This window comes from Blautia sp. RTP21359st1_E11_RTP21359_211015, assembly GCF_040910705.1.
In the GTDB taxonomy this organism is placed as follows: Bacteria; Bacillota; Clostridia; order Lachnospirales; family Lachnospiraceae; genus Blautia_A; species Blautia_A fusiformis.
In genome coordinates this window covers 1-6,539 of the sequence record NZ_JBDGAB010000098.1, presented here as the reverse complement: position 1 = coordinate 6,539, position 6,539 = coordinate 1, and the positions used below count along the sequence as shown (strand labels likewise).

The following is a 6,539-nucleotide window of genomic DNA, read 5'->3' as shown; positions in this document are numbered from 1 at the left end:
TAGATGCTGCAGGCGGACTGAAGGAAAAGATCGCAAAAGCAATCTCCGGCGGACCGATGATGGGATTTGCGCTGTATGATCTTCATATTCCATGTACGAAGACAACTTCTTCCCTGCTTTTCCTGGAGCGTGACGCAGTTTCCGAGGCGAAGCAGATCCAGACTGCATGTATCAATTGCGGACGTTGTGTAAGCGTCTGTCCGGGCCATGTGGTTCCGGCCCGCCTTGCAACTCTTGCAGAACACGGTGATATGGCAGGCTTCGAAAAAATGGATGGTATGGAATGCTGCGAGTGCGGCTGCTGCAGTTACATCTGTCCGGCCAAACGACCTCTGACTCAGAGTATTAAATCTATGAGAAAAATGGTTCTTGCAGAGCGCAAGAAAAAGAAATAGGGGGAGGAATAACAATGGAACAAATGTATAACGTATCATCTAATCCCCATATCAGGGATAAAATGACCACCAGCCGTATTATGCAGCTGGTAGTGATCGCACTTCTGCCGACAACACTTTTCGGTATCTGGAACTTTGGAGTGCATGCACTCCTTGTAGTGCTGGCGACGGTTGCATCCAGTGTGTTTTTTGAATGGCTGTATGACCGACTGATGCATAAAAAGAATACAACTACTGATTTCAGTGCAGTTGTAACAGGACTTCTGCTTGCACTGAACATGCCGCCCCAGATCCCGATCTGGATGCCGATCCTTGGCAGTGCTTTTGCGATCATTGTTGTAAAACAGCTGTTCGGTGGACTTGGACAGAACTTTATGAACCCGGCTCTTGCAGGAAGATGTTTCCTTATGATCTCTTTTGCCGGAAAAATGACCAACTTTGCAGTTTCCAAAAGCTCCCATGCTGTTGTAGATGCGGTTACACAGGCAACACCTCTGGCAGCGCTTAAGAGCCAGGGATTCATTGAGGGGACTTCTATTCCTGTAAAGAATCTGTTCCTTGGTAATATCCAGGGTACCATCGGTGAGACTTCTGCCCTGGCGATCCTCATCGGTGCAGTGATCCTTCTCGCATTTAAGATCATCGATCTGAAGGTACCTCTTACATATATTGGAAGTTTTGCAGTATTTGTCATTTTCTATATGTTGGGAACAGGCAAAGGCTTTGATGTAAACTATCTTTTCAGTCATATCTTTGGAGGCGGTCTGATGCTTGGTGCCTGGTTTATGGCAACCGATTATGTGACGACTCCGATCACTCCGAAAGGTCAGCTGGTATATGGCTGCTGCCTCGGTATCGTGACAGCGGTATTCCGTCTCTTTGGTGGTTCCGCAGAGGGTGTTTCCTATGCGATCATTTTCTGCAATCTTCTGGTTCCGCTTATTGAAAAAGTAACAAAACCGGTTGCTTTTGGAAAAGGAGGCAAGAAATAATGGGTAAGATTATCAGAAATACATTGATCCTTACAATCATTACAGTAGTTGCCGGCCTTGGCCTTGGACTGGTTTACGAAGTTACCAAAGAACCCATTGCAAGAACCGAGGAACAGGCAAAAAAAGAAGCATGGCAGACTGTATTCAGTGATGTAAGCCTGGAAGATTTTAAAGCTGTAGATGTAGACAAGGAAGCAGCAGATAAAACAGCTGCAGATCTTGGAATCAAAGCAATCGTAGATGAAGTCTGTGAAGCAGCAGATGAAGGCTATGTAGTAACTGTAACCGATAAAGAGGGTTACGGCGGTGATATCCAGATCACAGTTGGTGTAACAAAAGACGGTACCGTCAGCGGCGTTTCCATTCTTTCCATCAGTGAGACTGCCGGACTTGGAATGCGTGCTACAGAAGCGAAGTTCCAGGAACAGTATGTTGGAAAGAATACCGATAAATTCTATGTATCCAAGGACGGCGGCGAAGGTGAGCCTATTGATGCTATCAGTGGTGCGACCATCACATCCAGAGCTTTTACCGGTGCAGTCAATACAGCTATCGGCTATTGCAAAAACGCATTTTAGGAGGGTAGTTGAATATGAATAATTGTGGTGAAAGATTAAAAAACGGCATTATAACCGAAAATCCGATTTTCGTCCTGATGCTTGGTATGTGTCCTACCCTTGCGGTAACGACTTCTGCGATCAATGGTATTGGTATGGGACTTTCCACAACCGTAGTTCTGGTTATGTCAAACATGCTCATCTCCATGCTGCGTAAGGTTATTCCAGACTCCGTCAGAATGCCGGCCTTTATCGTAGTTGTAGCATCTTTTGTAACTATCGTACAGTTTCTGATGGAAGGCTTTACTCCTTCTCTTTATGAGTCACTTGGAATTTACATTCCACTGATCGTTGTTAACTGTATCATTCTGGGACGTGCAGAGAGTTATGCTTCCAAGAACCCTGTCCTTCCGTCTATCTTTGACGGACTTGGAATGGGTCTTGGCTTTACAGTGGGCCTGGTTGCCATTGGTCTTGTAAGAGAGATCCTTGGTTCCGGAAAGGCTTTCGGAGCACAGATCATTCCGGTTGCTGATGCAGCTACCGGTGCTGCCGGCTATACCCCGATCACTATCTTTATCCTTGCACCTGGAGCATTTCTGGTTCTTGCCGGACTTGCAGCGATCCAGAATAAAGTAAAGATCAACATGGCAAAGAAGGGCAAAGATGTTTCCAAGATCCAATCCGGCTGTGGCTCCAATTGTGCGACCTGCGGCGGATGTCCTTCCGACAAAGAATAAAAAGGGGGAATAGAAAATGGCAAGCTTGATGTTGATCGCAATTGGTTCTGCGCTTTGCAGTAACGTTGTATTGAGTCAGTTCCTGGGAATCTGTTCTTTCCTTGGAGTTTCCAAGAAAACAGAAACCGCAGCCGGCATGGGTGGTGCAGTTGTGTTTGTTATTACTATTGCATCTTTTGTTGCAGGACTGCTTTATAAATTCATCCTGGTACCGACCCATTTTGAGTATCTGAAAACGATTGTATTTATCCTGGTTATCGCGGCACTGGTACAGATCGTAGAAATGTTTCTCAAGAAATTTGTACCATCCCTTTACAAGGCACTTGGTGTATACCTTCCTCTGATCACAACAAACTGTGCAGTTCTTGGTGTAGCACTGAACAACGTTAAATATGAATACAGCATTCTTGAAAGTGTTGTCAACGGATTTGCCACAGGTGTAGGTTACCTGATCGCAATTGTATTACTTGCAGGAATCCGTGAAAAAATGGAATACAACGATATTCCGGAATCCTTCCAGGGTATGCCGATCGTTCTGCTTACGGCAGCACTGATGGCTATTGCATTCTTTGGATTCTCCGGAATCGTATAGGAGGAAGAAGAGCATGAGTATAACAGGAATTATTATGGCTGCAGTCATTGTCGGCGGTACTGGTTTATTCATTGGTATCTTCCTCGGACTTGCAGACAAGAAATTAACCGTTAAGGTAGATGAAAAGGAAGAAGCCATTCTCGGCGTTCTTCCGGGAAATAACTGTGGTGGTTGTGGATATCCGGGATGTTCCGGACTCGCTGCCGCAATTGCAAAGGGAGAAGCTCCTGTAGATCAGTGTCCGGTTGGCGGTGCTCCGGTTGCAGCCAAGATTGGCGCGATCATGGGACAGGAAGTAAAAGAAACCGCACGTCAGGTTGCTTTTGTAAAATGTGCGGGAACCTGTGATAAGACGACTGTGAAATATGAGTACACAGGTGTGGAAGACTGCGAGATGATGGCTTTCATCCCTGGCAGCGGTGCAAAAAACTGTACATTTGGATGTATGGGCTTCGGAAGCTGTGTAAAGGCATGTCCATTTGATGCGATCCATATAGTGAATGGTATTGCGGTCGTAGATCAGGAAGCATGTAAAGCCTGTGGCAAATGTGTTGCCAAATGTCCGCGTCACCTGATCGAGCTGGTACCATATGACAAACAGACACGTGTAGCCTGCAGCTCCCACGCAAAAGGTAAGGCAGTTACAGCTGCCTGCGAGCTTGGCTGTATCGGCTGTAAAAAATGTGAAAAGAATTGTCCGTCCGAGGCGATCACAGTTACCGATTTCTGTGCACACATTGATTATGATAAGTGTACAGGCTGCGGTAAATGTAAGGAAGTTTGCCCAAGACATGTGATTCTGTAAAACAAAAAGGACTGCCTGTCACGGAAGTTTTCCGAGTGATATGGCAGTTCTTTTTTTGAATAAAGCATGTTGTGCCCGATAATGCATAAATAAAATAAATACATACAAATTTTTGGTTATATTTCAATGAAAAATTGCAGTTTCCGGTTAAAAATATTTGACCGGTGAATTTCAAGGGGCTATAATAGGATATAAATATTCAGTATACTTCAAGGAGAACGAAATTCATGAGTAAGATTATTTTAACTGGCGACCGCCCGACGGGGCGCCTTCATGTAGGTCATTATGTTGGATCTCTGGCAGAGCGTGTGAAGCTGCAGAATTCCGGCTTATATGATGAGATTTATATTATGATTGCAGATGCCCAGGCACTTACAGATAATGCAGAGCATCCGGAGAAAGTACGTCATAACATTCTTCAGGTTGCTCTGGACTATCTGGCATGCGGGCTTGATCCGGAGAAATCCAATATTTTTATCCAGTCCATGGTTCCGGAGCTGACAGAACTTACCTTTTATTATATGAATCTGGTTACGGTAGCACGAGTACAGCGTAATCCTACCGTTAAATCCGAGATTAAGATGCGTAATTTTGAAGCCAGCATTCCGGTAGGCTTTTTCTGCTATCCGATCAGTCAGGCTGCTGATATTACTGCCTTTCGTGCAACACATGTACCGGTAGGTGAAGATCAGCTTCCGATGCTTGAGCAGTGCAAGGAGATCGTCCATAAATTCAATACCGTTTATGGTGACACACTGACAGATCCGGAAATTGTTCTTTCTTCCAATAAAGCATGCTTACGTCTTCCGGGAATTGACGGAAAGGCTAAGATGAGTAAATCTCTCGGAAACTGCATCTATCTGTCTGATGAAGAAGATGTTGTGAAGAAAAAGATCATGTCCATGTTTACAGATCCGAACCATCTTCGTGTTCAGGATCCTGGTCGTGTAGAGGGAAATCCGGTATTTATCTATCTGGATGCCTTCAGCCGCCCGGAACATTTTGCTGAATTTCTGCCAGAGTATCAGAATCTGGATGAACTTAAGGCTCACTATCAGAGAGGTGGCCTTGGTGATGTGAAAGTCAAGAAGTTCCTGAATAATGTTATGCAGGCAGAGCTTGGACCGATCCGTGAAAGAAGGAAAATGTGGGAGCAGCGAACCGAAGATGTGTTCGATATCCTGAAAGCCGGTACAGAGGTTGCCAGAGAAAAAGCTGCCGCAACGCTTCATGATGTCCGTTCTTCTATGCGGATCAATTATTTTGAGGATCAGGATTTCCTTAATCAGTGATAGAAAACAGCGAGAGGAATCACAGGCTTGTATACAGGATCAACCCGGAGATTGTATTCCGGGTTGATTTTTTTTGAAAATTATGTTACTATTGCGTTCATATGGGAAACAGATGTTCAGCTGTTTCAGGGAAGGAGCCTTGAGATTTGATTTCTTTTGTAAAAGGTACCGTAGCAGATATCGGTGAAAATTGTCTGGTTGTGGAAAATGGCGGAATTGGTTATGAGATTTATATGACAGGACAGGATCTTGGGAAAGCACGGATAGGCGATGAAAAGAAGATCCATACCTTTCTCTATGTGCGGGAGGATATTCTACAGCTATATGGTTTTTTTTCGAAGGATGATCTTGGCATGTTCAAGCTTCTGATCGGTGTCAACGGAGTCGGACCTAAAGGCGCTCTGGGTATCCTTTCCGGGATCAGTGCAGACGAGCTTCGTTTTGCAGTGCTTTCCGATGATGTAAAAACAATCTCCAAGGCCCCTGGAATCGGGAAAAAGACAGCCCAGAAAATGATCCTGGAGTTGAAAGACAAGCTGAAGTTGGAAGATGCTTTTGAGATGAAACTGGCGCATCAGCAGGAAGAAGCAGCTGAGGGAGCATCTGATCTGAGGGATAGTCGTCAGGAAGCGGTGGAGGCGCTTGTCGCATTAGGATACAGTTCTGCAGATGCCCTTCGTGCAGTACGAAAGGTACCGGAAGATGTGCCGGCAGATGATGTAGAAGCAATTCTTCGGGCTGCACTGAAAAATTTTTAACAAATGTAGCAAGAATTCTCCCACCTCTTCAGATGGTGAGATGAATTGCACATCTGAGCATATCTGCTTAAAAAAATCTCTATAGTATAAAAGAAACACTTGTTCTCCTTTCCCTGATGTAGTATACTGAAAAAGAACAATTAGTTCATAAATACATATCCGTCGATATAAGAAAAAGGATGATAAATATAATGGAGTTAGACCATGAAAGATGCATTCTGGGGTCAGATCTTCTGTCTGCTCAGTGCAGGCGGAGCAACGATTGAAACGATACGGCAGTATATAGAAAGCCAGGGTGAGAAGAATGAACCGCGCCGTAAAAATAAGGATCTATCCAAATAAAGAGCAGAGAGTTCAGATAGAGCAAACAATCGGCTGCAGCCGCTTTATCTATAACCAGATGCTTGC

Annotated in this window: 9 protein-coding genes; all 9 read left to right on the top strand. The window is 44.7% G+C overall.

Going from position 1 to position 6,539, the window contains the following annotated elements:
• Positions 1–395: 4Fe-4S dicluster domain-containing protein (locus AB5026_RS18550; RefSeq protein WP_368214119.1), on the top strand; the 395-nt coding region annotated here is incomplete at its 5' end.
• Between the two features lie 14 nt (positions 396–409).
• Positions 410–1,387 (top strand): RnfABCDGE type electron transport complex subunit D, encoded by a 978-nt coding sequence (locus AB5026_RS18545; protein ID WP_021650508.1) that lies wholly within the window; start codon positions 410–412, stop codon positions 1,385–1,387.
• On the top strand, positions 1,387–1,965 hold the full coding sequence (locus tag AB5026_RS18540; protein ID WP_021650507.1) for an RnfABCDGE type electron transport complex subunit G: 579 nt from the start codon (positions 1,387–1,389) through the stop codon (positions 1,963–1,965). Before AB5026_RS18545 ends, AB5026_RS18540 begins: the two co-directional genes overlap by 1 nt.
• Before the next feature lie 14 nt (positions 1,966–1,979).
• The gene (rsxE, locus tag AB5026_RS18535) at positions 1,980–2,684 is read left to right on the top strand and encodes an electron transport complex subunit RsxE (protein WP_015524883.1); all 705 of its coding nucleotides are present in this window, start codon (positions 1,980–1,982) and stop codon (positions 2,682–2,684) included.
• A 16-nt stretch (positions 2,685–2,700) separates the two neighbouring features.
• Positions 2,701–3,276, top strand: a complete 576-nt coding sequence (locus tag AB5026_RS18530) for an electron transport complex protein RnfA (RefSeq protein WP_015524884.1) — start codon at positions 2,701–2,703, stop codon at positions 3,274–3,276.
• 13 nt (positions 3,277–3,289) lie between these two features.
• The gene (locus AB5026_RS18525) at positions 3,290–4,081 is read left to right on the top strand and encodes an RnfABCDGE type electron transport complex subunit B (RefSeq protein ID WP_118608844.1); all 792 of its coding nucleotides are present in this window, start codon (positions 3,290–3,292) and stop codon (positions 4,079–4,081) included.
• 227 nt (positions 4,082–4,308) lie between these two features.
• Positions 4,309–5,373, top strand: coding sequence for a tryptophan--tRNA ligase (gene trpS / locus AB5026_RS18520; protein WP_015524886.1), 1,065 nt, complete (start codon positions 4,309–4,311; stop codon positions 5,371–5,373).
• A gap of 146 nt (positions 5,374–5,519) precedes the next feature.
• Entirely contained in the window at positions 5,520–6,131 is a 612-nt protein-coding gene (ruvA, locus tag AB5026_RS18515; protein ID WP_022426699.1) for a Holliday junction branch migration protein RuvA, read from the top strand.
• Positions 6,132–6,435: 304 nt separating this feature from the next.
• A partial coding sequence (locus AB5026_RS18510; RefSeq protein WP_368214120.1) for a helix-turn-helix domain-containing protein occupies positions 6,436–6,539 on the top strand: 104 nt, incomplete at its 3' end.

Coding starts and splice junctions, on each gene's coding strand:
- AB5026_RS18525 (WP_118608844.1), top strand. CDS start 3,290: ATGAGTATAACAGGAATTATTATGGCTGCAGTCATTGTCGGCGGTACT.
- AB5026_RS18540 (WP_021650507.1), top strand. CDS start 1,387: ATGGGTAAGATTATCAGAAATACATTGATCCTTACAATCATTACAGTA.
- trpS (WP_015524886.1), top strand. CDS start 4,309: ATGAGTAAGATTATTTTAACTGGCGACCGCCCGACGGGGCGCCTTCAT.
- AB5026_RS18545 (WP_021650508.1), top strand. CDS start 410: ATGGAACAAATGTATAACGTATCATCTAATCCCCATATCAGGGATAAA.
- rsxE (WP_015524883.1), top strand. CDS start 1,980: ATGAATAATTGTGGTGAAAGATTAAAAAACGGCATTATAACCGAAAAT.
- AB5026_RS18530 (WP_015524884.1), top strand. CDS start 2,701: ATGGCAAGCTTGATGTTGATCGCAATTGGTTCTGCGCTTTGCAGTAAC.